Consider the following 25,187-nt stretch of genomic DNA (forward strand, 5'->3'; position numbering starts at 1 on the left):
CTATAACTAATACGTAATATTGTGTTGGATATGAGATGAATTGTATTACATAATTTATAATATAACCAATAGATATCCCCTCCAAAAATCTATCTGACTAAGACATTAGTCTTTAAAATTAATCATTACGCTATGAAGCGAAAACTACTATATATAGTATCATTTTTAATCCTTTTTTCTGTGCCTCAGTGTGCTTTTTCCCAAGACACAGATAATGATACTTATGTAGATACTTCAGATTCTGATGACGATAATGATGGTATTCTGGATAGTATAGAACAAGGCAGTTCCATAACCACCGCCAATGAGTGTGGCAGTGAAGAAGATTTTGATTTTAGTAGTATACCTACAGAGATTTCAGGTGATGGAAATGTAAACACTTTGTTAGACGGTGAAGTTTTTAGATTTACTAATATTGGACCTGGAATAGATGGGCTCTTAACAATAAACACGCGAGTTAATGCGACTTGTGATTTGTTAGATGATAATTCATCACAGGCTGAGTATCTCAAGCCAGGGGTTAGATCAACGAGTTTAATAGCTGGACAAGAAGGATACATAGAATATACTCTTCAGTTTGTAACTAGTGGCACTACTACAGCTGTAATTGTGCCCGAGTTTTTCATGAATCTCAATGACATTGATGGAGATAACGAAAAGTTTGAACGTATTAAAATCCCTACACCTAACAGTTATGTGATTGATAATCCTACAAATGTTACAATTACCCAGGAGAACAATTTTTTAGTTACTACTTCTGGTAACGTAAATTACCAAGGTACATCAAACGCATTTTCTACAATTAATGTAAAAGCACGTTATTTTAATCTTTCAAGTTTGACCTTTCAAATGGGAGTTCTTGCTAATACAAACGTGAGTAACGTCGTGCGATATTTCAGTTTAGAATTTTCATGTGTAAATAATTTCACAAATCCAGTGATAGTTTATAGTGATGCAGATAATGATGGCATCCCAAATTATAGAGATATAGACAGTGATAATGATGGTATTCCAGACAATGTAGAAGCACAGTCAACAACAGGCTATATGCAGCCATCAGGAAGTATTAATGCTTCAGGGGTTACAGATAACTACGCAACAGGATTAACACCTCAAGATACAGATGGCGATGGAATTCCAGATTATCTCGATGCAGATTCAGATAATGACGGGACACTAGACATTTTAGAAAATGGTATGGTAAATACCGTTTCAGGTATAGACACAGATAACGATGGCCTAGATGATAATTTCGAGACTAATGGCATAAATGATGCTGTTTTCGATGTTAATGAAGATATCGATAACCCTTCAACTTTACCTGACGCTGACGGTGATTTACTAAGTGGAGGAGATGTGGATTATCGTGATTTATTTGATAGTAATCCACCCATAAATGCAGCATTAGAATTTGATGGAGTAGATGATTATGCAACAGGCCGTGGCTTTGTTGATGGCTTAGATCAGGTTACTATAATGGCTTGGGTGAAAATAGACAATTCTGCTTCTGGAACTATGACCATAGTGGGAGAGGATTTAAGTTGTAGACTATTTGTTGAAAATGGAAATACAATTGGATTTTTAATAAAGACAGTTGGGAATACCACACGTTCGGTTTTGAGTGCTGCTATAAATACTGATGAATGGCATCACGTAACAGGAGTATTTTCTTCAATAACGGGTCGGAACGAATTATACATAGATGGTGAGTTAGTAGGTTTTAATGCTGGGCCCACTGGAGCTAATATTGAAGTAACTTCAGGCAGTAACGGTGCTTTTGAGATAGGAAGGCGTTCTAGTAATTTAAGTAATAAAGAGTATTTTAATGGAGAGATAGATGAGATAAGAGTCTTTAATAAATCCTTATCTACGAATCAGATTCAGCAGATGGTTTTTCAGGAGATTGCTAATATCTTCGGAAATGTTAGAGGAACAATAATTGATAAAGATATTATAGAATTTTCGAATTCTAACAATGTCTTATGGGCAAATCTATTGGCATATTATCCAATGTCTGAACTAAGAGGAAATGATTTAATCGATTATTCACAGTACTCAAGAACTTTTAAACTTACTAATATTACATCAATACAAGTTCAAACTGCGCCAATGCCTTTTCAAACAAATGCTAATGGAGATTGGAGTGCAGAGAATACATGGTTATATGGTGATGTTTGGGATATTGAAAATGTGTTAACTAATAAGGATTGGAGCATTGTTCAAATCAATAATGAAGTAACTTCTTCAAGTTCACATACCAATTTAGGATTATTCATTAACCATAATGAAAAACTTATTATTAGTGGAGATCATAAAGTTGAAAACACATGGTATTTAGAACTTAATGGGACTTTAGATTTAAGTAATGATTCACAACTAATACAAAGTACTAATAGTGATTTGGTAACATCATCGCAAGGGGGAATATTACGACGACAAGAAGGAACTTCCAGTGTGTATTGGTATAATTACTGGGCTTCTCCAGTTGGTGAATTACGTGCAACTGCCTTAGTTGATAATAATACCAGCGTCAACAATGCAAATAATACGAATTATCAATTAAACATGCTTCAAAAAGGAGACGGAACCAACGTTCAGTTTACTAATGCGCATGATGAAGTTGGTAAAGTAAGTACACGATGGATGTATGTTTACCAAAACGGTGTCACTTATTTGGATTATGCGTCAATAAACGAGAATACTAACCTTCAGCCAGGAATGGGTTACACACAAAAAGGAACTGGAAATCCAGGTACTGAGCAACAATATGTTTTTGAAGGAAAACCAAATAATGGTACTATTTTAGTGAATGGAGTTGATACTGGTGGTTTTGGATCTGTGCCTGCGGTATCTAAAACAGATTACTTATTGGGTAATCCCTATCCTTCTGCAATTGATCTTCATCAATTTATTCTTGACAATTCTACGGTTATAAATGGATCTATTCAGCTTTGGCAACAATGGAGCGGATCATCACATTTTTTGGATGAATACAATGGTGGTTATGCAACCGTTAACCTTAGTGGTTCAGTTAGAGCATCTCAGTTTTTGGGGTTTGAAGGCGGAAACAGTGGCGGATTTGAAGGCACAAAACTACCAACACAATACCTTCCGGTAGGTCAGGGTTTCACTACAGAAATCGTCGCTAATGGAAACGTCGTCTTTAACAACAGTCAACGTATCTTTATAAAAGAAACAGATGCAGACGGAACTTCAGACAATGGTTCTACATTTTTAAGAACTAGCGAGGTTTTTCAAGACGCTACAATTTCCGAAGAAAACAGCATGCAGAAAATACGCTTAGAGTTTAATTCTGTTGATGGTCCAGACGCAAGACGTGAATTGTTATTAGCCTTCAGTAATTATACTACAGACGATTATGATTATGGTTACGAAGCAGAAAACTCAGGGATTAGCAATGACGATATGAGCCTTATATTGGAAGATAAATTAATGCTCATTCAAGCGTATAGTGAAATCACTTTAGATAAGGTCGTTCCATTATCTGTTAAAACGTCTGGAACTTATAATTACGAAATTAAGATCACAGACCTCGAGAATTTTGATGACGAGCAAGACGTCTATTTAAAAGATAATTTTACTGGAGATGTTTTTGACTTGAGAAGTAATCAGAGATATGAATTTTTTTCGGAAATGGGAACGTTCAACAACAGGTTTGAACTTGTTTTTCAACCAGGAGAAGCCTTGTCTACAGAAGATCAAGACCATCAATATAACTTGATTTATTTTAATAGCGACACGAATAAATTGTTTGTAAAAGGTCTTCAAACCGATGTAAAACAAGTTCTGGTTATTAATATGATGGGGCAAACTGTTCAAGAATTTACAGATGTAAATGATCAAGATTTGAATAACGGTTTACAACTTTCAAAATTAGCTACAGGTGCTTATGTGGCCTATTTTAAAACTAATAATGGTATAAAAACCAAAAAGATCCTAGCAAAATAATGACTAGATGAATTAATAAGGAAAGGCCTGCTCTCGTTTTTACTGAAAAATATTTCTTTTCAATATCCTTTTCTTAGCTTTGAATCATGAAAAGTTTTTTACTGTTTGTGGCCTTCTTAATATCTACAGGTTTATCTGCTCAAGATTTGAGCATTTTTGTGCCAGATGTATTTAATTCATACGAAGAGGCGACTATTAATTTTAACGACGGTACTACAATTAGAGGTTATGCTAAAATCACATTCAACTCCTCAATTAAATTTAAGGTGAATGATGATAGTAAACCAGATGTATGGACTGATTTGATGCTTAAGGGAGTAATCTTCCATGGTGCACTTGATGATGTTGGTTTCATGTATGTCAATGTGAAAAATCATTCAATGATGCAACTTTTAGAAGTAATAGAATTAGGTGAAATATCCATTTTTGCTGACGTAAGTTCCAATTGGGTATCAATAGGTGGTGAGTTTAATAACAAACCAGAAAATTTAGATATGAGAACTTATAATAAAAAGACATCCTATACGTTTTTTTTTAAAAAAGAAAGTGAAAAGGAAGCTATCAAACTTTTTGGAATATTCAATTTTAAAAAAGAGGCTATAGCTTATTTTGAAAATTGTACACAAATAGTGGATCGCCTTAATGAAAGAAAATATAAAAGAGGAGACATTATAGACATGGTCTATTACTACAATGACTATTGCGCAGCTCTTGATTAGAGAAAAGAAAAAGCAGCTCTTATTACCTAAATAGTCAGGTGACTTTTTAGACGTTATAGTGTCTTCGTTAATGAACATTTATTCCCTAAACATAAAATGAAAAACACAAAAAGAATAGTATCCTTAGTCATATTAATAATAGCTCTAAAAATGTTGTTTTTCTAACCGGTTTTAAGAACTAGAACAACACAAATTAAATCTAGAGCTGTTATACATATGTCATAGTTCCTTAAGCAATGTATTCTTTATCTCTAATAACTTCAGTAGCCATTGCCGTTGTTGGTGTTTTAATCAACAATTTCAGGTTAAAAAAGCAATGAGAATTTCGACGTCCCTTTTTTAAGCAATCCACTACCACATTTTTCCTAAAATTCCTTAATTTCGCGACTCGACTACAATATAGATATCATGAGCGCTAAATTTCCTGAATATAAAGGACTTGACTTACCAAAAGTAGCAGAAGAAATTCTTAACTATTGGGAGGAAAACAACATCTTTGAAAAAAGTATTTCCACTAGAGAGGGCAATGAGCCATTTGTGTTTTTTGAAGGTCCTCCTTCTGCAAATGGATTGCCTGGAGTGCACCACGTTTTAGCGCGTGCTATTAAAGATATTTTTCCACGCTACAAAACCATGAAAGGATTCCAAGTAAAGCGCAAAGCTGGTTGGGATACGCATGGTTTACCTATTGAGCTTGGTGTCGAAAAAGAATTAGGAATCACTAAAGAAGATATTGGTAAAACCATTTCTGTTGAAGATTATAATGCAGCTTGTCGTAAGGCAGTCATGCGCTATACAGATGTTTGGAATGACCTCACGCAAAAAATGGGCTATTGGGTAAATATGGATGATCCATACATTACTTACGATCCTAAATATATGGAAAGTGTTTGGTGGTTACTCAAAGAAATTTATACTAAAAAATTAATGTATAAAGGCTACACGATTCAGCCTTATTCGCCAAAAGCAGGAACAGGGTTAAGTTCACATGAGCTTAATCAACCAGGAACGTATCAAGATGTTACAGATACAACTATTGTTGCTCAGTTTAAAGCGAACGCAAAGTCATTACCAGACTTTTTGCAAAATGAAGGGGATATCTATTTCTTAGCTTGGACGACAACACCTTGGACATTGCCAAGTAACACAGCGTTGACCGTTGGAGCAAAGATTGATTATGTGTTAGTAGAAACATACAATCAGTATACATTCCAACCGATGAATGTGGTTTTGGCTAAAAAATTAGTGAATAATCAGTTCTCTGGAAAGTTTAATTTGGTAGAAGAAAAAGCAGAACTATTAGAGTACAAATCTGGAGATAAGAAGATCCCATATTATGTTGTTAAAGAATTTAAAGGCGTTGATTTAGTTGGGATTACCTATGAGCAATTATTGCCTTACGCCTTACCAAATGATAATCCGCAAGATGCTTTCAGAGTTATTTCTGGAGATTTTGTGACCACAGAAGATGGTACAGGAATCGTACACACCTCACCAACTTTTGGAGCAGATGATGCTTTAGTTGCAAAACAAGCAACACCACAAATTCCACCATTATTAGTTAAAGATGAGAATGATAATTTAGTGCCTCTTGTTGATTTACAAGGGCGTTTTAGAAAGGAAATTAAAGATGATATTTACGGTTTTGCTGGAGAATATGTGAAATCTGAATATTTGAGTGATGACGAATTAATTACTGAATTTGAGAAGCAAAAAGTATATTTGAGTGCTGTCATCTCTGATCTCAAAGCGTATTTAAGTGTTGATGAGCGCTTAGCGCTTAAGTTAAAAAATGAAAATAAAGCCTTTAAGGTTGAAAAATATAAGCACAGTTATCCAAATTGTTGGAGAACAGATAAACCTATTTTATACTACCCTTTGGATTCATGGTTTATTAAAGTGACAGATGTTAAGGATAGAATGCACGAGCTTAATAAAACCATTAACTGGAAACCAGAATCTACGGGTACTGGTCGCTTCGGAAATTGGCTAGCAAACGCCAATGATTGGAACTTATCACGATCTAGATATTGGGGAATTCCATTGCCTATTTGGAGAACTGAAGATGGAACTGAAGAAATATGTATCGGTTCTGTGGAGGAATTAAAATCTGAAATGGCGAAAGCAGTTTCAGCAGGTGTACTCGCTAAAGATATCTTTGACGATTTTGAAGTGGGCAACTTTTCCGAAGAAAATTACGCTAAAATTGATTTACATAAAAATATTGTTGACGAGATTATGTTGGTGTCTCCAAGCGGACAACCAATGCAGCGTGAGAACGATTTGATTGATGTGTGGTTTGATTCTGGTTCTATGCCTTATGCGCAATGGCATTATCCTTTTGAAAACAAGGAGCTTATTGATGACAAAAAATCATTTCCTGCAGATTTTATAGCAGAAGGTGTTGACCAAACTCGCGGATGGTTCTATACTTTGCATGCGATTGGAACGATGGTGTTTGATTCTGTAGCCTACAAAAATGTGGTGTCTAACGGATTGGTTTTAGATAAAAACGGACAAAAGATGTCCAAACGTTTAGGTAATGCGACAGATCCATTTACAACTTTAGATACTTATGGTGCAGATGCGACGCGTTGGTACATGATTATGAATGCGAATCCTTGGGATAATTTAAAATTTGATCTCGAGGGAATTGAAGAGGTGAAGCGTAAGTTTTTTGGAACATTATACAATACATATTCATTCTTTACATTATATACTAATTTAGATAAATTCACATATAGTGAGACCGATATCCCTTTAGCAGAACGACCAGAAATTGATCGTTGGGTGTTGTCTGAGTTACATACTTTGATTCAAAAAGTAGACGATTATTATGCGGATTATGAACCTACGAAAGCCGCAAGAGCGATTTCAGAATTTACACAAGATTATTTGAGTAATTGGTACGTGCGTTTAAGTAGAAGACGTTTTTGGAAAGGGGATTACCAGACGGACAAAATTTCAGCTTACCAAACGTTGTACACTTGTATGGAAACTATCGCTAAGTTAGGAGCACCTATTGCACCTTTCTTTATGGATCGTTTATATATGGATCTAAATTCTGTAACCCATAAAGAATTATTTGAAAGTGTGCATTTAGCAGATTTTCCAAAATTTGATGCGTCTTATGTAGATAAGAGTTTAGAACATAAAATGGAGAGTGCTCAAACAATTTGTTCATTGGTATTATCGCTAAGAGCTAAGGAAAAGATTAAAGTGCGCCAGCCATTACAAAAAATCATGATCCCTATAGACTCAAAAGAGCAAAAGGATGAGATTATGGCGGTTGCAGAGTTGATTAAATCTGAGGTTAACGTCAAAGCAGTTGAGGTTTTAGAAGATGCAAGTGGTATTTTAGTGAAACAAATTAAACCTAATTTTAAGGTCTTAGGGCCTCGTTTTGGACAAGACATGAAATCTGTGGCTCAAGCAGTTAACAGTTTTACTGCAAGTGATATAAAAAAAATAGAGCAAAACGGTACTTTAGGTGTGGAAATCAATGGAAAAAGTATTACTTTAGAACTATCAGATGTAGAGATTACATCAAAAGATATAGAGGGTTGGCTCGTAGCAAGTTATGGAGCATTAACAGTAGCTTTAGATGTGACGCTAACAGAAGAATTAAAGAAAGAAGGTATCGCAAGAGAAATTGTTAATAGAATTCAAAACTTGCGAAAAGATTCAGGATTTGAATTGACCGATAGAATTAGTGTACAGTTTCAAAAAGATGCGCATATTGAAAATGCGATAGAAACAAATTTAGAGTATATCAAAACAGAAACTCTAACCGATAAATTAGAGATTGTAGAACATTTAAATAATGGTATAGAAATCGCCTTTGATGATGTAAATACCAAATTATTTATCCAAAAATTATAAAATATGGCAAGTAATAATACAGTAAGATATTCAGATAAGGACTTAAGCGAATTTAAAACCCTTATCCATGAAAAGATAGAAAAAGCGCAACATGATCTAGAATTGATTAAAAGTGCATATATGAATGATGGCAATAATGGTACAGATGATACCTCGCCAACGTTTAAAGCCTTCGACGAAGGGAGTGCTGTAATGAGTAAGGAGTCCAATTCGCAATTAGCAATTAGACAAGAGAAATTTATTAGAGATCTTAAAAATGCGTTGATCCGTATTGAGAATAAAAGCTACGGTGTTTGTCGAGTTACAGGTAAACTCATTAATAAAAAACGTTTAGAATTAGTGCCTCATGCAACATTAAGCATTGAAGCTAAAAACTTGCAGTAGTAACAGATTTCTATTAAAAGTTATTTTATTCAAAGTAAGCGTCTCAATTGAGGCGTTTTTTTGTTTCTAGAGACTTGATTTTACATCTTCATTTACAATAATAACCTTATTTTTGTTTTACAAAATTCTAATGATGTCATTAAAAAAAGCTACAATTCTAATTGTAAGTATTCTGCTTATTGATCAAATAAGTAAATTTTATATTAAGACACACTTTGCGCTTAACGAGAAATTAGAGATTTTTAGTTGGTTTCAAATTGTCTTTGTTGAAAATGAAGGTATGGCTTGGGGAACAAAAATTAGCGATTTTGTCTCATTTATATCAGATAGAACAGCAAAAGTTAGTCTAACAATTTTTAGAATTGTGGCAGTCGTTGGAATTGGGTATTGGTTAAAGAAATCAATAGCAGATAGAAGCTCTAAAACCTTAATTTTTGCAATTTCGTTAATACTCGCAGGAGCTTTAGGGAATATCATTGATTCGGTCTTTTACGGGCTGATTTTTGACTCAAGTTTAAGTCAAGTCGCAACCTTTCTTCCAGAACAAGGTTACGATACAATATTTCATGGTAAAGTAGTAGATATGCTTCACTTTCCAATGTGGAGTGGTGTGCTGCCTGAGTGGATCCCGTTTTATGGTGGTGAATATTTCACCTTTTTTGATCCTGTATTTAATATCGCAGATATGGCGATTAGTACCGGTATTGGGATTTTAATTTTCTTTAATAAGCGTGCGTTTAAAAACTCTTAAAGCTACATACTAGTTATGAAATTCAAATATTTTTTTATAGCACTTTTAGTCTTTTGCTTCTCTAACATAATGACTGCTCAAAACCAATATGGAATTGACTTCACTAATTATGACAGCCAAGTTTGTCAAAAGTTTAATCAAGCCTTTTCTAATAGACCAAAAGAGATGAAATTTGGTATTAAGCGAGTCAACGCTAGTTTGTTTTTTGAAACCAACGACGAAGACTGGTTTAATAGTTTATTCGTTGATGCCTATGATGGAATAGCTATTGACATAGTAGATAAAGATCGGTATGCTTGCAATGTTGAACACATAGAAAGTGTTCAAATAAAGGGTGAATTATTACCACCTGTGTATTCAAAACGACTTAAAGGTGGACTTAAAAAATCAGATAACACATTATATCGTGTTTTGGTTGGACGTATTCCTGCTCATTTATTGAATAAAGACCTTGAGTTTAATACGTTGTTTTTAAGTAATAAAAACCTATGTCAGTATTACGTGATTTATGATTTGGAGTCTTACCCATGGGATTTATTGGATATGGGAATGTATCTAGATTCAATTACGTACAAGGAGAAACAAATAAAAACTGCCTCAAGCGACAGTTATGTAATAAAAAACAAATCGCTGAAGTTTAAAATTCCATTTAAAAAAAATAAAGCAGAGTATTCGCAAGATGATATAAGACCGCTTTACGATTCTTTGCGTCTAACAGATTTTAATATAAAATCAATTAATATAAAAGCGTATTCGTCTATAGAAGGAAGTTTGGAGCGCAATGTCAAACTTCAAGAACAAAGAGCATTAAGCATTGTAAAGGCAATTCAAAGTTTTCAAAAACCATCTATAAAAAATGAGATTTCATCTTCAGAGAACTGGGTAGAGTTTTTAAATGATATTGAAAACACAAAATATGAAGATTTAAAAAGGTTGAGTAAAAGCCAAATAAAAGCAAAGCTTGTTGGCGTATTATCTTCGGAAATGGAACCTATTTTAAAGAAACATAGAAAGGCACTAGTTACTTTAGAACTAGAAAAGAAGGATGTCTACAAGGATTTGAATGATACAGAACTTCTGAGTAAATTTAATTCATCCATAGCGTCTAATGATTTAGATGAAGCGTTGAAAATTCAAAACTCTTTGTTTGAGAAGCTTAAAAATAGAGAAGTGTCTCCAGACGTATTGGATAAAATGCAAGTGCCAAATCAGTTAAAATACATGACTTTTTTAAATAAAAATGCGGCATATAAATATGTGTTAGAAGAGCCTCAGGTTTTAATGGTTTATAATGAATTACTGAAACTTGAAAAGTTAGCACCCAAAGATAAACGTGTCAAATATAATATTGCTGTTACTAAATTAAAACTATGGAGATTAAGGGCGATTGATGTTGATGATAAGAAACTGAAAGCAGAAATCAGCGCCTTGAAAAATTATGGAATAAGCGATGTTCTAATAACCAGATTATTAGTGAATTATCATGTTATTACTGCCGAAAACTTAATGCGTAAACGAGATTACACAAATAAGGATAAAGCAGTAAAGTTTATAGAAAAAAATTATAAGAAATTTGATTTGTTAGATTATGATTATTTGAGTTTAGCACAATTTTTTAGCTACTATGCCAATACAGATTTATCAGTAACGCTTTTAAAAGACAAGGTTAAGCAGATTGATACTGACGAAAACTTGTTATTCTACTATTTGAATTTAACGATTATTAATCCAGAATTAACAAAAACTTCAGATTATAGAACGATTATGTTGAATGCATTAAATATGAATAAAATGCGTTATTGTAAACTGTTTAATCCTTTTGGAGAAGGAGGAGTTACTTTTCAATTGTTAGAAGATGATTATTTGAGAGAGACCTATTGTGAAAGTTGTATGAACTAGTTTTAGAACGTATAAATGTTATTGGGAGTTACACAATACTCCAAAGTAATATCACCTTCAAATATATCTGATATTTTTTTTTCGCTTTCAAAAAATGATACTCCAATTTTAAGAGTTTCTGGTTTGCACTTGGCTAAGAATTTATCATAAAAACCTTTGCCATAACCCACTCTATGACCTTGTTCGTCAAAGGCTAATAGAGGTACGAATACAACATCAATTTGTTTTGGAGTAATAGTAATACCATTTACAGGCTCTGGAATATGCCATTTATTTTTTTTAATGGTTGTACCATCTGTAAGCAGAATATGTGACATCTCTCGTGTAGAAAAATCACTTTTAGAAATAATAATGTTTTTGTCTTTGCCTGAGAGAATATTTAAAATATAATCGGTATTGACTTCTTTATGTTCAATAATAGATAAGAATATATGATAGAACTCATGGTCCCAAATAGGAAGAAGAAGCAATTGATTAGCAATTTTTAAACTATAGTCTTCTATTTGTTCTTCAGAGAGCGCTTTCCTAAGTGTTTTGTAATGTGTTCGTAATTTAGCTTTGGTCATGATCTAAATCTATTGAAATATGAAAAATAGCATCACCTTGATAAATAATTGGAGACTCGTTGACATTGAAAATATAACCTGCATTGGGAGCTTTTACAAAATGATTGAAACTACCATAAGGATCTGTAATATTACCGATAACATCATCTTTTTCTACATACGAATTTATAGCCACTGTTGGTTTATACATCCCAGAAAACTTAGCCCTCAACCATTTGCTCTCCCCAATTATTAGGGCTTGAGTTTTAGGTTTAGATACTTTAAATTTGCTATTTAACATACCCAAGTGATGTAACACACGTTTAGCACCATTAACACCAGTATTTGTTATGTTATCGTGAATATTAAAAGATTTCCCACCTTCAAACAAAAGCATTGGAACACCAACTTTACTGCAAGCATTCCTAAATGATTTATTTAAATTTTGCGAATAATAGATGAAAGGAGCTCCAAAAACATGAGCTAATTCGGTAAGTCTTGGATCATCTTTTACGATGCGAATTTGAGCTGCATTAAAACGATCTGCACCACCAGTATGAAAATCCATCACAAAATCAACATGAGGTACAATTTCTGTCATTACAAAATGTGCAACTCTGCTAGCTAAAGAACCATTTGAGCTTCCTGGGAACACACGATTGAGGTCTCTGCCATCAGGAAATAAGCGATCCATGTTTAAAAACCCAAAAACATTTATTACGGGGACACAAATAATGGTTCCTGTTTTAGGTTTATTAATACCTTTTGCAATAATTTGTCTAACGATTTCTACGCCATTAATTTCGTCACCATGAATACCTGCAGTAATTAAAACTGTTGGCCCAGGTTTTCTTGAGCGCTCAATAATTATGGGTACATCTAAGGTGTTACGAGTATGTAGTTTCGCAACTTCAAAAGTAACAGTCGCACTTTTTCCCAAGGCAATTTTTTCGCCTAAAATATTTAAATAATCTTTATTTTCAATTTTCATATTTACACATTTCGTTCTATAAAACGAATAATAGTGGATGCAATATCTTTTTTGGTAGCAGTTTCAATACCTTCTAATCCTGGAGAGGAATTAACTTCTAAAACTAAAGGACCACGAGCCGATTGTAGTAAATCTACACCACAAATACCTAAACCAAGAGATTTAGCAGCTTTTAAAGCCGCATTTTCTTCTTCGTCTGTAAGTTCAATGATATTAGCGCTTCCACCTCTGTGTAAATTAGACCTAAATTCGCCTTCTTTACCTTGTCGTTTCATAGCGCCAACGACTGTGCCATCAACGATGAAGACCCGAATATCTGCTCCCTTAGACTCTTTAATAAATTCTTGTACAATAACACGTGCTTGTAATCCATTAAACGCTTCGATAACAGATTCGGCTGCGTTATTTGTTTCAGCTAATACAACACCTAACCCTTGAGTTCCTTCCAATAATTTAATGACCAAAGGCGCTCCGCCTACATAGTCAATCATGCTTTGTACATCTTTAGCATAGTTAGAAAAGACCGTTTTTGGCATCCCTAAACCCGCTCTAGATAAGACTTGTAAACTGCGTAACTTGTCTCTGGATCTCACTAAAGCTTGAGATTCTACAGCCGAAAACACTTTCATCATTTCAAATTGTCTTACTACAGCTGTTCCATAAAAAGTTACAGAAGCACCAATTCTAGGTATGATAGCGTCTGCCTCCAAAGTTCTACCTTTAAAAATAACTTTTGGGTTTTTTTTCTCGATAATAATATCGCACATCAAAGGATCAATAACTTCAACTTCATGCTTCCGTTTTTTTGCAGCTTCAATGAGACGTTTTGTAGAATAAAGATGAGGGTTTCTTGATAGAATTATAATTTTCATTATGTAAATCGATTTATATTTAATACTTAATTAAGAGTTGGTGAATTTATTCTTGGTTATACAACTTTTGTTGATAAGATAAGTTTTTTAGACTTATGTCTACAATAAATTTTTTGGAAAGAAATTTTCGGCCTATTAAAATAGGATACTTCATTTCATCTCTGGTGCTTAAGGTGAGATTAATGTTGTATTTTTTATCAAATAGAATAATGCTCGTTTTAACCATGTATCTATTTTGTACCATACCATTACTGCTTTTAACTTTGGCTGTAGAGTAATTTTTAAAAACAATGATCTTTTTATTATAATTAGGATGTTCTTTATCAAAAAATAAGCATTTCAATAAATTGTCTTCTTCAACAACTTTATGGCAGTGCATAGACGATGTGTAAGCACCTGTATCGATTTTTATATCAATATCAAACAAATCAAGAGTAGAAAAATCTGCTTTATCTATTCTGCCTATAGTTTTTTTTGGCATTTTAAATTTTAAAATATGGATGCAAAGTAACAAAAACTTCAGTTATATTAATCTTGTTATAATAAATTCTATTGAAAATATTTTTTAAAGATTACCTTTGATAAAATGGATAAACCCACACTAGACATACAATTAAAAACCTTACCTCAAGAGCCTGGTGTATATCAATATTTTGATGCCGATGATAAGTTGATCTATGTAGGAAAAGCAAAAAACATAAAAAAAAGAGTAAGTTCTTACTTTACAAAAACTCATGAAAATGGTAAGACTAGAGTTTTAGTAAAAAAGATTGCTAGCGTTAAACATATTGTTGTAGAGACTGAGACAGACGCGCTTTTGCTAGAAAATAATCTCATAAAAAAATATAAGCCACGATATAACGTGCTACTTAAAGATGATAAGACCTACCCTTGGATTTGTATTAAAAATGAACGTTTTCCAAGAGTGTTTCCAACACGACGTATTTTCAAAGATGGCTCAGAGTATTATGGACCATATACCAGCATGAAAACGGTTTGGACATTGCTTGATTTAATTAAAGGGTTGTATAGTTTGCGAACGTGTAATTACAATCTTTCTAAAGATAAAATAGAAGCAGGAAAGTACAAGGTCTGTTTAGAATACCATCTAGGTAACTGCAAAGGACCGTGTGATGATTTACAAGGTGAAGAAGAATACAATGCACATATTATTGCCATAAGGGAAATAATTAAAGGGAATTTCAAAGATTCACTGTCCCAATTTAAAACCCAAATGAAACAGTTGGCTCAAGACATGGAATTTGAACAAGCCCAGCGTATTAAAGAAAAAATTGAGGTTTTAGAAAAATACCAATCAAAATCAACGATTGTAAATCCAAAAATTAGCAATGTTGATGTGTTTAGTATTATGAGTGACGAAGGCTATGCGTATATCAACTTTTTACAGTTATCCTACGGAAGCATCATTAGGTCGCACACTTTAGAGATTAAAAAGAAATTGGATGAAACCGATTTACAATTATTAGAATTGGCGATTACCGAAATTAGACAACGCTTCAATTCCACATCAAAAGAGATTTATGCGCCTTTTCCTCTAAAGTTAGGTAGAGATATAATGGTAACAGTTCCTAAATTAGGTGATAAAAAGAGAATTTTAGACTTATCACTGCGTAATGCAAAATACTACCGTATGGAGCGTTTTAAACAAGTAAAAATTGTAGATCCAGATCGTCATACCAATCGCATAATGGCGCAAATGAAAGTAGATTTAGGACTGCCTGATGAACCTCGCCATATCGAATGTTTTGATAACTCAAACATACAAGGTACGAATCCTGTCGCTGCATGTGTGGTTTTTAAAGATGGGAAACCAAGCAAAAAAGACTATCGCAATTTTAATATTAAAACGGTTGTAGGTCCAGACGATTTTGCGTCTATGGAAGAGGTGGTTTATCGCAGATATAAACGTTTGCTTGACGAGAAGCAGCCCTTACCACAATTAATTATTATTGATGGAGGTAAAGGGCAATTATCATCATCTTTGAAAAGTTTGGATGCTTTGGGTCTTCGCAATACAATAGCAATCATCGGAATAGCAAAACGTTTAGAAGAATTATTTTATCCAGATGACCCAATTCCCTTATATTTAGATAAAAAAAGTGAAACCTTAAAGGTGATTCAGTATTTGAGAAATGAGGCACACCGTTTTGGGATTGAGCATCATAGAAATAGACGAAGTAAACAGGCGCTTAATACAGCGTTGGAAACCATACCAGGAATTGGAGAGCAGACGGTTGTAGCATTGATGAAGCAATTTAAGTCGGTGAAGCGCATTTCCGAAGCAAAAAAAGAAGAATTAGAAAAAGTTGTTGGAGTATCAAGAGCTCAAAAAATAATAGCGTATTACAGTAAAAAGTGATTTATAGATACATCATTATAATAGGTTTGTTTTGCACGTTTTCAATGAAAGCGCAAACAAACAGTAATACCCAAAAGCCAAAAGTAGGATTGGTGTTAAGTGGCGGTGGAGCAAAGGGTTTTGCTCATATAGGTGTTCTTAAAGTGATAGACAGCCTTGGTGTTAAAGTAGATTATATTGCTGGTACGAGTATGGGAGCCATCATAGGGTCTTTATATGCTTCTGGCTATTCAGGTAAGCAGTTAGATACTATTTTTAGTAGCTTAGATTTTGATGCAGTGATCAATGATGATTTACCGCGCTCAGCTAAAACATTTTATGAACGGGATAATACAGAGAAATATGGTGTTATACTTCCATTCGATAGATTTAAACTCAAGTTGCCTTCGGCCTTATCTAGAGGTCAAAATATTTTTAATTTATTAACTAAATTAACGCTTCATGTAAGTGAGATAGATGATTTTGCGGAGTTACCAATTCCTTTTTTTTGCGTTGCTACTAATGTAGAAAACGGAAAACCAGTCATTCTCGATTCTGGTAATTTACCACTGTCTATTACTGCTAGTGGAGCGTTTCCGTCGTTATTTCAACCTGTAGCAATAGGTGATGAGTTATTAATTGACGGAGGTGTGGTTAATAATTATCCAATTGACGAGCTTAAAGCAAAAGGTATGGATATTATTATAGGTGTTGATGTACAAGATGAGTTAGCAACACGAGATGATATGGTATCTGCTCTGGACGTACTCTCACAAATTAATAATTTTAGAACTATCAATGATATGAAATTAAAGTCTAAAAAGACAGATATTTATATAAAACCAAATATTATAGGCTTCACAGTCGTGTCATTTAGTCAAGGAAGAGAAATTATTAAAAATGGTAAAATTGCTGCTTTAAAAGAGTTAGGGGCCTTAAAAAAATTACCAAAAATTAATAGAGATACTAATAGTAGGTCTATTGATGTAATTCCTGCAGATAGTATTGCTATAAATGGAATTAGTATCAAAGGTAATGAGCGTTACACGCGATCTTATATTTTAGGTAAGTTAAAACTCAAAGGGAAAGAGACGTTAAGTTATGCCGATTTCAATAAAGGTGTAAACAATTTGATAGCGACCAATAATTTTGATTCCTTTCAATATAGTTTTAAAGAATCAAAGGGTACAGACGGTTATGAGTTTGCAGCAAATCTTCGAGAATCTAGAACAACAACGTTTTTGAAGCTAGGCATACATTATGATGAGGTGTATAAAAGTGCGGCACTTGTAAATTTGACCACAAAAAGATTATTCTTTAATAATGACATAGTATCACTAGATATTATTTTAGGAGATAATGTGAGATATAATTTTGAATATCTTATTGATAAAGGATTTTATTGGAGTATTGGTTTATGCTCAAGATATAATCAATTTGAAAAAAGCATTAATAGTGAGTTGCTTTTGGATGAAGCACAAATTACTCAAACAGGAATTAATAAGTTAGATGTAAAACTAAGAGATCAAACCAATCAATTTTATTTGCAAACCTTATTTAGAAAAGATTTTGCTCTTAGTCTAGGTGCAGAGCATAAACGGTTAAACATTAAATCTGAAACCATCACTATTGATACCGAAACTGATGAATTTTTATTCGAAAATACCGATTATTTTAGTGTCTTCGGAAATTTGAAACTAGACACTTACGATGATAAATATTACCCGTCAACTGGAGTGTATTTTAGTGGCTATTTGCACACCTATTTATTCGCTTCAAGTTTTAATAAAGATTTTGAACAGTTTTCTATCGCAAAAGCCGATTTGGGTTACGCATTTAGGCTTTCACAAAATATGAGTTTAAATTTTCAAACAGGAGGAGGTTTTAAATTTGGAGATAACGCTACCAATGCATTAGATTTTGCACTAGGAGGTTATGGTAATAATTTTATAAATAACTTCATTCCGTTTTTGGGCTATGACTATATTTCACTTACGGGTAATAGTTATGTGAAAGCCCATGTAAAGGCAGATTATGAAATTTTTAATAAAAACCACATTACTTTAGAAGCTAATTGGGCTAATATTGGGAATGATATTTTTGAGTCTGGAGAGTATTTCACCTTACCAGATTACAGAGGCTATGCATTAGGTTATGGTCTTGAAACCTTTTTAGGACCAATACAGGCTAAATATAGTTACTCACCAGAAGAGGGACAAAGCGTTTGGTATTTTAATATTGGGTTTTGGTTTTAAAAAAAGTAGTAAATAAAAAATTACTCGCTGCTTTACTATTTTTCTAAAAATTCACTCTTTTTTATTACTCCTTAGATAGCAGGCGCTATTCCAAAGGAAAAAGGCTAGCCAGCTTATTTGTAAAGAAAAGGCTCGTAAAGAAAATTCCTTTTTATTTACAAAATCATCTAAAAATCCTGCGGTTATTATAAAGACACTTGCAAAACAACAAATGAATATGAATATGGATTTTGGAATGATTATTGGTGCGCTGAAAATGATTAATTTGAAGGTTTTCATGATTGTTGACGTTTTTTAGAAGACAATTAAGAAGATTAACTATCCTATTAATGAATTAAACAATTATGATTTAACCTTAATTCCTTAGCGCATCTAAAGTTATATTGTGTTTATTTTTTGAGTATTATTTTTTGAATGATGTATTCATTCAAAAAATTATCTAAAATGTTAGAGATAAATATGTCTGAGGTTGCAGTATAATATGTGATTCCATCACCCAAAGGACCGCATTGGTTTCGAAAAAATGTTTTGTGCTGATTGTGCATGCTCATATTGTCAAATAGAAATTTTTGTTTTATTAAAGGTTCATGTTTAATATATAATGGTTCATTTAATCCAATAATTGCTGCTGTTTCAAATTTTAGATTATAATTAATATCCTTTACTCTTAAATCTGTATAAAAAATCTGAAAATCGTGAGGCCAACTTGCCTTATCAAATTCAACATATTTTGTGCTAAATGTTTCAGTTTGCGAGTAGGATATACTGCCAATAATTAAAAAAAATAGGATAACAATTACTTGTTTCATCTTTTGGTTCTATTTTTAAATTTTAACTGATTTATTTTTGAATAGTCATCGATATTTGAAATATAAGGAATATCCATAGTTAATATAATGGATTTGATTCCTAATTTATTTAATCTGCTCCTGTGTTTAATGTACTGTTCTCCATGTTTGCCTAATCTCGTAGAATAAATTAATAAGGCAACCAATTCATTATTTTGAGTGAAAATTGAATTATTATGCAATTCTTTTAAAATTAAACGCCCATTTGATTCTTTTTTATCTATATAATCTATTATTAAATCTTTGGATAATTTTCTTAAAAGTTTTTTGGGAGGACAGGACGTTTTTAATTTCAGGGATATTTCGTCTATTGAGATAATCTTATCTGCTTGTACAAAGAAAACTAATGATGGAAATTTAATAATATTAGTTTTAGTCAAATCTGAAATATAATAAATTTGATCACTTTTTAATTTTTGTGTCTCATTTAAATATTCAATATACTCAGATTTATTTTTAAAATTATCCTTAGCTTGCCCATAACTTAAATAAGCAAAAAAGCAAGCTAAGAATATAAATGTAGTTTTAATTTTCATCGACGTATGGTACTGTATAAGTGTAATAATCACCATTTATCACCCTATTATAAGTTCCTGCCACTAATTTATAATTACTACTTATATAAACACCATCTTCGATGTCCATAATTAAAAAATCTGTGGCATCATGATCTGAGGAGTCCATTATATCTTTGTGATAATAAAATGTTAGTCTATCAATATTTCTATCACCAACAGCAACCGCATCAATTTTTTCGGTTGTTGGGTCAAAAGTGACTCTGCTTATAACTGGCACATCATCTAAACTATTTCGAACACAGTCAAACGCCCAAACCGCTCCTACTGAAAAGCATAGTCCAAATCCACTCTCACAGCCAGATTTTTTAAAAATTCTAATTGGAGTATCTACTAATTCCCATTCTAAATGATATCCTGGGCCACAAAGAAAACCTCGTTCCATTTCATTATCTGAAACCTTTGAATTCTCGACATTTTGAGTATCATCGTAAGTTTGAAAGTCTTCTATTTGAGAATCAATACTGCATGACGAAAAAGCAACTGCTGTAAGAATTATAATTATTAATTTTATTGTTTTTATAATTTCTTGATTTTTGACCTAAAGAAAAGGTCGATTAAACTAATTTTGCAAGAAGTCAAGAAGTCAAGAAGTCAAATTTTAGAAGTAATATTAAAAACAAGCACTTGTTTAAGTTGCAACAGTTGTTGTCAATTCAATTTTGAGCGACTTCTATTTCTCTCAAAATCTTCATTTACAACACATTAAATAAATAGAATATAATCGATATAACCAAATATTTCAAAAAAACAAAAATCACCTCTCAACCCATGCTAATCCTTGAGACTACGGAAAAACCGTAATCAAAACCTCAAAATTCTCCAAACTTTAACATTTGACTGTTAAAGCCTGTTTTTATCTTTGAAAAGTGTTTTTTTTTTTCGTAAGTAGTTGTCAATGTGTAGTAAATAGAATTATTTTGTGATTTAGATGAGGTTTTGTGCGCTCAAGAATCTCCCAAGATATAATCCATGTAAATCTCATCTTCAAGGATTTGTTAAGTCACCCTCAGTTTCTTATTAAAAGAAACACATCCAGTAATTTATCGTATATAATGTTTCTAATTGTATTTGTGCTCAATCTGTAATCTATGTAACAATATAAATGATTCAGTTTAAATTCTGAATAATCCCACATATTTGTATCTTTATATCAAGTTAAAAGTGAGTGCGTTTTTACGTCAAACTTTTAAAATCTAATATTTAATATCAACAGAATATGCCTTTCTATCATAAATTAGGAAAAATACCACCAAAACGACACACTCAATTTCGCAAAGAAGATGGGAGTTTATATGCAGAACAGTTGTTTGGTACCATTGGTTTTGATGGTATGTCCACTAATAGCTACCACGAGCAAAGACCAACGCAAGTAAAAGCTATCAAAAGACAATACAGCGTTGCGCCTAAAATTGCAAAAGCAAATCATATCCAATCGTATCGGTTAATAGGGTTTCAAATCAAACCAGAAAATGATTACTTAGAAAGCAGAAAAGCGGTACTTACTAACAGCGATTGTACTATTATTTTAGCAGCACCAAAAAATAAAACAACAGACTACTTTTATAAAAACACAGATGCAGATGAGCTTATTTTTATCCATAAAGGCTCTGGAAAATTAAGAACACATTTAGGAAATCTAGATTTCAAATACGGAGATTACTTGGTTGTTCCTCGAGGTGTGATTTATAAAATGGATTTTGATACCGAAGACAACAGACTTTTCATCGTAGAATCTCGCCGACCAATTTACACACCAAAACGCTATAGAAATTGGTTTGGTCAACTTCTGGAGCACTCGCCTTATTGTGAGCGTGATATTCGCCAACCTTATGAGTTAGAAACCAACAACGAGTCTGGAGAATTTTTGATGAAAGTCAAAAAGCAAGACGATATATTTGATATGGTGTACGCCTCGCATCCTTTTGATGTCGTGGGGTATGACGGTTTTAATTATCCGTATGCGCTTTCTATTCACGATTTTGAACCTATTACAGGTCGCATTCACCAACCACCACCAGTACATCAAACGTTTGAAACAGATGCCTTCGTGATTTGTAGTTTTGTACCGCGTTTATACGATTATCATCCAGATGGTATTCCAGCACCTTACAACCATAGCAATATAGATAGTGATGAGGTGTTGTATTATGTAGATGGTGATTTTATGAGTAGAAATGATATTGATGCAGGACACATAAGTTTACATCCAGCTGGTATACCTCATGGTCCACATCCTGGAGCAACAGAGCGTAGTATTGGTAAAGTAAAAACAGAGGAACTTGCTGTAATGGTAGATACGTTTAAACCTTTACAATTAACAGAAGAAGCTTTAAAAATAGCCGATGAAGAGTATTATAAATCTTGGTTAGAGCATTAAATAGAACAATTGATGCATAATAAATTACCCGCAGATCCTACTGCCATGATTTTAGGAATAATCGCACTAGTCATATCCTTTGCAGGATGTTGCTGTGGTATATTTGCATTTATCCCTATAATTATTAGTATCATTGGGTTGGTGATGTCAAATAAAAGCTTGAGAATATATCAAATAAATCCAAGTATTTATGAGCCTCAAAGTAAAAGTAATGTGTCAACAGCAAAGGTTTTAAACATCATTGCTTTAGTTGTAAGCTCTTTAGTGACACTATTTTATATCGCGTATTTTATAATTTATGGTGCATTAATTTCTACGGCGATTTTGGAAGGTATTGAGATGCAAAATAATCCAGATGATTTCAATTATGAATGGGAAAACGACAGTATTTATAAGGACACTGATGCTTCTGAAAGAGAAGAAGACAGCATGAGAGTAGACTCCATTAATATGGAGGAGTTAATAAAAATAGAGATAGACAGTTTAAATAATTAAAATAATAAATTTATTTTCTTCGGAAATATGAAGACTCCCAAGAAAGTTCTAAAATAAAGTCACTATGGCAAAAGAAGTAAAAAGTGTCGATTATGGATTAGAAAAAATATTCGAAGGCGCACAAGATTTTTTACCACTTTTAGGTACAGATTATGTGGAGTTTTACGTAGGTAACGCTAAGCAGTCTGCTCATTTTTATAAGACAGCATTTGGTTTCCAATCGCATGCTTATAAAGGACTAGAAACTGGATCACGAGACTCTGTAAGCTATGTCCTAAAACAAGATAAGATTAGATTGGTGCTTACAACACCACTAAACAGTAAATCGCCAGTCAATGACCATATTGTAAAGCATGGTGATGGTGTAAAAGTAATTGCTTTATGGGTCGATGACGCTAGAAAATCATACGAAGAAACTACAAAAAGAGGGGCTCAATCTTATATGGAGCCCACTGTTGAAAAAGACGAATTTGGTGAAGTCGTGAGAGCAGGGATTTATACCTATGGTGAAACGGTTCATATGTTTGTAGAACGCAAAAATTACACAGGTACATTTATGCCAGGATTCCAAAAATGGGAGTCAGACTATAATCCAGAACCTGTAGGGTTAAAATATATAGACCACATGGTTGGTAATGTAGGTTGGGGACAAATGAATACTTGGGTAAAATGGTATGAAGATGTGATGGGATTTGTAAATTTCTTGTCTTTTGATGACAAACAAATCCACACAGAGTATTCGGCACTCATGAGTAAAGTGATGAGTAATGGTAACGGTCGTATTAAATTTCCAATAAATGAACCAGCAAAAGCTGCAAAAAAATCTCAAATTGAAGAGTATTTGGATTTTTATGAGGATTCTGGTGTACAACATATCGCAGTAGCAACAGATGATATTATTAAAACCGTTGCACAATTAAAAGCGAGAGGTATAGAGTTTTTACCACCACCACCTCAAGCCTATTATGATGAGATTCCACAGCGATTAGGAGAACATATGGAGATGATGAAAGAAGATATTGGTGAGCTTCAAAAATTGTCTATAATGATAGATGCTGATGAAGAAGGCTACTTACTTCAAATTTTTACGAAGCCAGTAGAAGATAGACCAACACTATTTTTTGAAATCATTCAAAGAATGGGAGCTCAAGGTTTTGGTGCAGGTAATTTTAAGGCATTATTTGAATCTATTGAAAGAGAACAAGCAAAACGAGGCACGTTGTAATAAATGTTTGAAATTGATCTATTTAAAAGCTCAATCTTTATAAAGATTGAGCTTTCTTTTTAGAGACAAGCTTTGGATGTTGTACATTTCCGAAGTAAAAAAAGAACATTAAATTTTTTATAAAAACTAACACAACTATAACACCTTTATATATAATGGTTTCAATAAAATTTATATTTTTGGAATAGTAATTGTAATTCTACCTACTGTACAATAAAATGGAACAGTAAAAGTTTCATTTATAATAATTACGACAATGAAAAACGTGCTACTTATATTTAGTGTTCTGTGTTGTCTGCAAACTTCTTTTGCCCAAGAGAAAAGTGCATTTCAAGATGGAGAATGGTTTAAATTTGAGATGAGTTATAGTGGGATGCTAAAAGCAGGGAATGCAACACTATCTGTTGATGAAACGATTTTAGAGGGTAAGCCTGTGTTTCATGTAACAGGTAAAGGTTGGACCACAGGTGCGATTAAATGGATTTTTAAAGTTAAAGATAGATATGAGAGCTATTTTGATAAACAAACAGGAGTTCCTTATAAGTTTATACGAAAAATTGATGAAGGTGGTCACACTAAAAATATTGAGATTGCCTTTGATCATAATAAACGAGAAGCACTAGTAGAAAATAAAAAGTATAAAACAATAAAGACTGTAGTAACAGAGCCCAATGTTCAAGATATGGTATCTGCCTTTTATTATCTTCGAAATAATTATGATACCGATGATATTAAAGTTGGAGAGGTTATAGAATTAGACATGTTTTTTGATGAAGAGAATTTTGGTTTTAAATTAAAATTTTTAGGGCGAGAAACTATAGAAACCGAATTTGGTAAAATAAAAACCTTAAAGTTTAGACCTTATGTTATGGCTGGACGTGTTTTTAAGGAGCAAGAAAGTTTGACACTTTGGGTAAGTGCAGATGAAAATAAAATTCCGCTAAAAATAAAAGCAGACCTAGCGGTAGGTTCTTTAAGAGCAGACTTAATACAATTTAAAGGTCTTAAACACTTTTTCCCAATACAATTTGACTAACG

Annotated in this window: 19 protein-coding genes; 12 read left to right on the plus strand and 7 right to left on the minus strand. The window is 33.0% G+C overall.

The window, feature by feature from the left end; genetic code table 11:
* The first annotated feature begins 132 nt into the window (after positions 1-132).
* The 6 genes from H593_RS0101450 to H593_RS0101475 all read left to right on the plus strand — a co-directional run bounded on the left by H593_RS0101450 (position 133) and on the right by H593_RS0101475 (position 11,604).
* Positions 133-3,969: a LamG-like jellyroll fold domain-containing protein gene (locus tag H593_RS0101450; RefSeq protein WP_084142238.1), complete on the plus strand. Its 3,837-nt coding sequence runs from the start codon at positions 133-135 to the stop codon at positions 3,967-3,969.
* A gap of 86 nt (positions 3,970-4,055) precedes the next feature.
* A complete protein-coding gene (locus H593_RS0101455) occupies positions 4,056-4,688 on the plus strand; it encodes a hypothetical protein (protein ID WP_028870779.1) in 633 nt (210 codons plus the stop codon).
* Positions 4,689-5,096: 408 nt separating this feature from the next.
* Positions 5,097-8,570, plus strand: a complete 3,474-nt coding sequence (gene ileS, locus H593_RS0101460) for an isoleucine--tRNA ligase (protein ID WP_028870780.1) — start codon at positions 5,097-5,099, stop codon at positions 8,568-8,570.
* A gap of 3 nt (positions 8,571-8,573) precedes the next feature.
* Positions 8,574-8,954, plus strand: coding sequence for a TraR/DksA family transcriptional regulator (locus H593_RS0101465; protein WP_028870781.1), 381 nt, complete (start codon positions 8,574-8,576; stop codon positions 8,952-8,954).
* A 133-nt stretch (positions 8,955-9,087) separates the two neighbouring features.
* A complete protein-coding gene (locus H593_RS0101470; RefSeq protein ID WP_028870782.1) occupies positions 9,088-9,705 on the plus strand; it encodes a lipoprotein signal peptidase in 618 nt (205 codons plus the stop codon).
* Positions 9,706-9,720: 15 nt separating this feature from the next.
* Complete coding sequence (locus H593_RS0101475; protein ID WP_028870783.1) at positions 9,721-11,604, plus strand: hypothetical protein; 1,884 nt, start codon at positions 9,721-9,723, stop codon at positions 11,602-11,604.
* A 2-nt stretch (positions 11,605-11,606) separates the two neighbouring features.
* Here the strand turns inward: H593_RS0101475 and H593_RS0101480 are convergent, their stop codons facing one another.
* From H593_RS0101480 to H593_RS0101495, 4 genes are read right to left on the minus strand one after another with little or no spacing between them, the layout of a single operon-like run.
* Entirely contained in the window at positions 11,607-12,170 is a 564-nt protein-coding gene (locus H593_RS0101480) for a 5-formyltetrahydrofolate cyclo-ligase (RefSeq protein WP_028870784.1), read from the minus strand.
* The gene (locus tag H593_RS0101485) at positions 12,157-13,140 is read right to left on the minus strand and encodes a succinylglutamate desuccinylase/aspartoacylase family protein (protein WP_028870785.1); all 984 of its coding nucleotides are present in this window, start codon (positions 13,138-13,140) and stop codon (positions 12,157-12,159) included. The genes H593_RS0101480 and H593_RS0101485 overlap by 14 nt, the downstream gene beginning before the upstream one ends.
* Positions 13,141-13,142: 2 nt before the next feature.
* Positions 13,143-14,012, minus strand: coding sequence for a 30S ribosomal protein S6--L-glutamate ligase (gene rimK, locus H593_RS0101490; protein ID WP_028870786.1), 870 nt, complete (start codon positions 14,010-14,012; stop codon positions 13,143-13,145).
* 46 nt (positions 14,013-14,058) lie between these two features.
* The gene (locus H593_RS0101495; protein ID WP_028870787.1) at positions 14,059-14,493 is read right to left on the minus strand and encodes an ATP-dependent zinc protease family protein; all 435 of its coding nucleotides are present in this window, start codon (positions 14,491-14,493) and stop codon (positions 14,059-14,061) included.
* A gap of 105 nt (positions 14,494-14,598) precedes the next feature.
* On the opposite strand from H593_RS0101495, the gene uvrC reads away from it, so the two are divergent.
* Positions 14,599-16,392, plus strand: coding sequence for an excinuclease ABC subunit UvrC (uvrC, locus tag H593_RS0101500; protein WP_028870788.1), 1,794 nt, complete (start codon positions 14,599-14,601; stop codon positions 16,390-16,392).
* Positions 16,393-16,436: 44 nt separating this feature from the next.
* Positions 16,437-18,626 carry a patatin-like phospholipase family protein gene (locus H593_RS0101505; RefSeq protein WP_051229586.1) on the plus strand — a complete coding sequence of 730 codons (2,190 nt, stop codon included), beginning with the start codon at positions 16,437-16,439 and terminating at the stop codon, positions 18,624-18,626.
* Positions 18,627-19,015: 389 nt separating this feature from the next.
* Here the strand turns inward: H593_RS0101505 and H593_RS0101510 are convergent, their stop codons facing one another.
* From H593_RS0101510 to H593_RS0101520, 3 genes are read right to left on the minus strand one after another with little or no spacing between them, the layout of a single operon-like run.
* On the minus strand, positions 19,016-19,435 hold the full coding sequence (locus tag H593_RS0101510; RefSeq protein WP_028870790.1) for a hypothetical protein: 420 nt from the start codon (positions 19,433-19,435) through the stop codon (positions 19,016-19,018).
* Complete coding sequence (locus tag H593_RS0101515; protein ID WP_028870791.1) at positions 19,432-20,010, minus strand: hypothetical protein; 579 nt, start codon at positions 20,008-20,010, stop codon at positions 19,432-19,434. The genes H593_RS0101510 and H593_RS0101515 overlap by 4 nt, the downstream gene beginning before the upstream one ends.
* Positions 20,000-20,434 carry a hypothetical protein gene (locus H593_RS0101520; protein ID WP_028870792.1) on the minus strand — a complete coding sequence of 145 codons (435 nt, stop codon included), beginning with the start codon at positions 20,432-20,434 and terminating at the stop codon, positions 20,000-20,002. The genes H593_RS0101515 and H593_RS0101520 overlap by 11 nt, the downstream gene beginning before the upstream one ends.
* 834 nt (positions 20,435-21,268) lie before the next feature.
* Here H593_RS0101520 and H593_RS0101525 point away from each other — a divergent pair.
* The 4 genes from H593_RS0101525 (at position 21,269) to H593_RS0101540 (ending at position 25,185) form a co-directional block, all read left to right on the plus strand.
* On the plus strand, positions 21,269-22,429 hold the full coding sequence (locus H593_RS0101525) for a homogentisate 1,2-dioxygenase (RefSeq protein WP_028870793.1): 1,161 nt from the start codon (positions 21,269-21,271) through the stop codon (positions 22,427-22,429).
* A 12-nt stretch (positions 22,430-22,441) separates the two neighbouring features.
* Positions 22,442-22,924: a CCC motif membrane protein gene (locus H593_RS18305; protein ID WP_037051156.1), complete on the plus strand. Its 483-nt coding sequence runs from the start codon at positions 22,442-22,444 to the stop codon at positions 22,922-22,924.
* Positions 22,925-22,988: 64 nt separating this feature from the next.
* Positions 22,989-24,149: a 4-hydroxyphenylpyruvate dioxygenase gene (hppD, locus tag H593_RS0101535; protein ID WP_028870794.1), complete on the plus strand. Its 1,161-nt coding sequence runs from the start codon at positions 22,989-22,991 to the stop codon at positions 24,147-24,149.
* Positions 24,150-24,405: 256 nt separating this feature from the next.
* Entirely contained in the window at positions 24,406-25,185 is a 780-nt protein-coding gene (locus H593_RS0101540) for a DUF3108 domain-containing protein (protein WP_028870795.1), read from the plus strand.
* The last annotated feature ends 2 nt before the right edge of the window (positions 25,186-25,187 follow it).

It is taken from the genome of Psychroserpens burtonensis DSM 12212, assembly GCF_000425305.1.
Classification (GTDB): domain Bacteria; phylum Bacteroidota; class Bacteroidia; order Flavobacteriales; family Flavobacteriaceae; genus Psychroserpens; species Psychroserpens burtonensis.

Excerpts from the sequence above, each read along its gene's own strand:
- H593_RS0101510 (WP_028870790.1), bottom strand. The coding sequence starts at position 19,435 with ATGAAACAAGTAATTGTTATCCTATTTTTTTTAATTATTGGCAGTATA.
- H593_RS0101475 (WP_028870783.1), top strand. The coding sequence starts at position 9,721 with ATGAAATTCAAATATTTTTTTATAGCACTTTTAGTCTTTTGCTTCTCT.
- H593_RS0101505 (WP_051229586.1), top strand. The coding sequence starts at position 16,437 with ATGAAAGCGCAAACAAACAGTAATACCCAAAAGCCAAAAGTAGGATTG.
- H593_RS18305 (WP_037051156.1), top strand. The coding sequence starts at position 22,442 with ATGCATAATAAATTACCCGCAGATCCTACTGCCATGATTTTAGGAATA.
- H593_RS0101480 (WP_028870784.1), bottom strand. The coding sequence starts at position 12,170 with ATGACCAAAGCTAAATTACGAACACATTACAAAACACTTAGGAAAGCG.
- H593_RS0101465 (WP_028870781.1), top strand. The coding sequence starts at position 8,574 with ATGGCAAGTAATAATACAGTAAGATATTCAGATAAGGACTTAAGCGAA.
- H593_RS0101470 (WP_028870782.1), top strand. The coding sequence starts at position 9,088 with ATGTCATTAAAAAAAGCTACAATTCTAATTGTAAGTATTCTGCTTATT.
- H593_RS0101485 (WP_028870785.1), bottom strand. The coding sequence starts at position 13,140 with ATGAAAATTGAAAATAAAGATTATTTAAATATTTTAGGCGAAAAAATT.
- H593_RS0101540 (WP_028870795.1), top strand. The coding sequence starts at position 24,406 with ATGAAAAACGTGCTACTTATATTTAGTGTTCTGTGTTGTCTGCAAACT.
- H593_RS0101520 (WP_028870792.1), bottom strand. The coding sequence starts at position 20,434 with ATGGAACGAGGTTTTCTTTGTGGCCCAGGATATCATTTAGAATGGGAA.
- H593_RS0101515 (WP_028870791.1), bottom strand. The coding sequence starts at position 20,010 with ATGAAAATTAAAACTACATTTATATTCTTAGCTTGCTTTTTTGCTTAT.
- H593_RS0101525 (WP_028870793.1), top strand. The coding sequence starts at position 21,269 with ATGCCTTTCTATCATAAATTAGGAAAAATACCACCAAAACGACACACT.
- H593_RS0101455 (WP_028870779.1), top strand. The coding sequence starts at position 4,056 with ATGAAAAGTTTTTTACTGTTTGTGGCCTTCTTAATATCTACAGGTTTA.
- uvrC (WP_028870788.1), top strand. The coding sequence starts at position 14,599 with ATGGATAAACCCACACTAGACATACAATTAAAAACCTTACCTCAAGAG.
- rimK (WP_028870786.1), bottom strand. The coding sequence starts at position 14,012 with ATGAAAATTATAATTCTATCAAGAAACCCTCATCTTTATTCTACAAAA.
- H593_RS0101450 (WP_084142238.1), top strand. The coding sequence starts at position 133 with ATGAAGCGAAAACTACTATATATAGTATCATTTTTAATCCTTTTTTCT.
- ileS (WP_028870780.1), top strand. The coding sequence starts at position 5,097 with ATGAGCGCTAAATTTCCTGAATATAAAGGACTTGACTTACCAAAAGTA.
- hppD (WP_028870794.1), top strand. The coding sequence starts at position 22,989 with ATGGCAAAAGAAGTAAAAAGTGTCGATTATGGATTAGAAAAAATATTC.
- H593_RS0101495 (WP_028870787.1), bottom strand. The coding sequence starts at position 14,493 with ATGCCAAAAAAAACTATAGGCAGAATAGATAAAGCAGATTTTTCTACT.